The following is a 2514-nucleotide window of genomic DNA, read 5'->3' on the forward strand; positions in this document are numbered from 1 at the left end:
CCTCCTTCGGCAGCTCCTGCGCCTCGGGCGACTCGAGCAGGGTCGAGGGGGACGGGTTCGAGCGCATGGCGGGCCTTCCGGACGCCCGGGCGGGTCGGGGGATCCGATTCTCAGGCGATCCGCAGGTTACGGGCGGGGCGACGGCAGTGCCAGAGGAAGCGGGGAGCGCGGGCTTAACGGGGGGTGACGCATCGGCGGGCTATGCCGGGGAGGCCGGACGGCCGTGGTCCGAGGGGTCGATCCGGATGGCGCACTCGAGGAGCTCGGCGCTCCTCCACAGGGCGCGGATCAGCGCGGGCATCCCCGGGAGCGATCGTCACGATCCCGAGCCCTCAGGACTCGGAGCCCCGCCGGACCCGCAGCCGCGTCTCCTCGAGGTCGAGCAGCGACTGGGCGTCGCGGAGGATGCGCTGCGGGTAGGCGCGGCGCGAGCGCGCGTCCAGCAGCGCTTCCCGCTCGGCCGCGACCACGGCGAGGCGCAGCGCCCGGTAGAGGCGGTGCGGAGTGTCCGCGACCGACCTCTCCGTGCCGCGCGAGCGCTCCCAGGCGGCCTCGGAGCGGAGGAACGACGTCTGTCGCACCCGCTCCAGGACGTCCGGGGCGACGCCGTCGGCGCCCTCGACGGCGTCGCCCGGGTGCTCCAGCACCGAGAGGCCCTTCTCGGTGATCTCGTCGAGCAGGCCCGCGAGCGCGCGCTGGTCCTCGGGCACGTCGATCCCGCGGATGCCCAGCGCCCGGATCAGCAGCGGCAGCGTGCTGCCCTGGATCAGCAGGGTCGCGACGGCCACGGTGAAGGCGATCAGCACGAGCTGCGGACGGTACGGGATGTCCTCGGGCAGCGACTGCGCGGCCGCGAGGGTCACCACTCCGCGCATCCCGGACCAGCCGAGCACCAGACCGCCGCGCCAGCCGATGCCGTTGCGGCTGAAGTGCCGGTAGTCGCTGCGCCGCAGCAGGTAGCGCCGCTTCGCCCGGCCGCGCTCCTCCTTCGGCAGCTCCTGCGCCTCGGGCGACTCGAGCAGCTCCTTCTGCTCGCGGGCCCGGCGCTCGGCCCGGCGGGTCTGCCAGCGCTCGCCGAGGAGGACCGGCCCGACCCAGAGGAAGCGCACGACGATCAGCCCGACCACCGCGATCAGCCCGATCCCGACCGCTCCAGGCACGGAGAGGCGCGCGCTGTCGGCGTCGTGGATCAGCGAGCGGATCTCGAGACCGATCAGCAGGAACACGCCGTTCTCGAGCAGGAACTGCACGGTCCGCCAGTTGATCCGGTCGTTCACCCGCGACTGCGCGGTGAAGGCGCGGGAGGAGGCGTGCCCGGTGTGCAGGCCGGCGACGACCACGGCGAGCACGCCCGAGGCGCCCAGGCCCTCGGCGGGGATGAACGCGACGAAGGGGACGATGAAGGAGAGGACGGTGTTGAGCACCGGGTCCTCGATCCGCGAGCGGACGAAGACGGTGACCACGCTCGCCACGAACCCGACCACGACGGCCACGACGACGGCGTAGAGGAAGTCGCCGATCGCGGCCCACGGCGTCGCCAGCGTCCCGGCGGCGGCGGCGAGGGCCGAGCGGAGGAGCACCAGCGCGGTCGCGTCGTTGATCAGTCCCTCGCCCTCGAGCAGGGTGAGCAGCCGCGGCGGGAGGCCGAGCCGCCGACCGACCGAGGTCGCAGCGACGGCGTCGGGCGGGCTGATGATCGCGCCCACGGCGATCGCCAGGCCCAGCCCGAGCTCGGGGAGGAGGAGGAAGAGGAGCGCGCCGACGCCGGCCGCCGAGATCAGCACCAGCACGACCGACAGGCCGGTGATGGTGGTCAGATTCCGGCGGAAGTCGATGAACGGGACGCTGAGCGCCGCCGCGTACAGCAGTGGCGGCAGCACGCCGTCGAGCACCCACTCGTGCGGGACGACCACCTCCGGCACCCCGGGGATGTACGAGAGGCCGACGCCGGCGAGCACGAGGACGATCGGGGCGGCGACGCCGAGGCGCCGCGAGAAGACGGCGACCGCGACGAGGACCGAGACGCCGACGATCGCGGCGATGCCCAGCTCCATCAGCGGAGGCTCTCGAGGGCGCAGAAGGGCATGGTCTCGTCTCCAGGGGGTGGCGGGCGATCGCCCGGGACGAGTCTGCGCCTCTCGGCGGATGCGGGGCAGGGGGTTGCGAGCACCCGGCGTCCCGCGCCGGGGTCAGCCGTCGTCGCGAGCGGCGCGGCGGTCGAGCAGGCGGGCGAGCGCGAGGAGGAGCGCCATGGCGCCGAGCGCCGCGACGGCCAGGGCGAGCGCGGCGCCGGGCTCGAGCGTGATCCCGCGCTCGACGACCTGCGCGCGCAGCACCGGGTCGGCCGAGACGACGAGCAGGCCGATCGAGGCGGCGGCGAGGACGAGTCCGTAGAGGACGGCGCCGACGCGGATCCGCGGGCGTGCTCGTCGGAGGAGACGTGGCTGATCGCGGCGTCGCGTCCGGCGACCTCGGCGACGATCGCGGCCAGCTCGTCGAAGCTCCAGGCGGTGT

2 protein-coding genes are annotated in these 2514 nt (G+C 74.3%); both read right to left on the reverse strand.

Annotated elements, in window-relative coordinates; translation table 11 throughout:
- Window positions 1–332: 332 nt before the first annotated feature.
- Window positions 333–2054, reverse strand: coding sequence for a sodium:proton antiporter (locus C5C27_RS17235; RefSeq protein ID WP_104315011.1), 1722 nt, complete (start codon window positions 2052–2054; stop codon window positions 333–335).
- 135 nt (window positions 2055–2189) lie between these two features.
- The coding region (locus tag C5C27_RS18265; protein ID WP_181133585.1) for a hypothetical protein at window positions 2190–2514 on the reverse strand (325 nt) is incomplete at its 5' end.

Origin of the sequence: Rathayibacter sp. AY2B7 (assembly GCF_002931635.1) — a bacterium.
Classification (GTDB): Bacteria; Actinomycetota; Actinomycetes; order Actinomycetales; family Microbacteriaceae; genus Rathayibacter.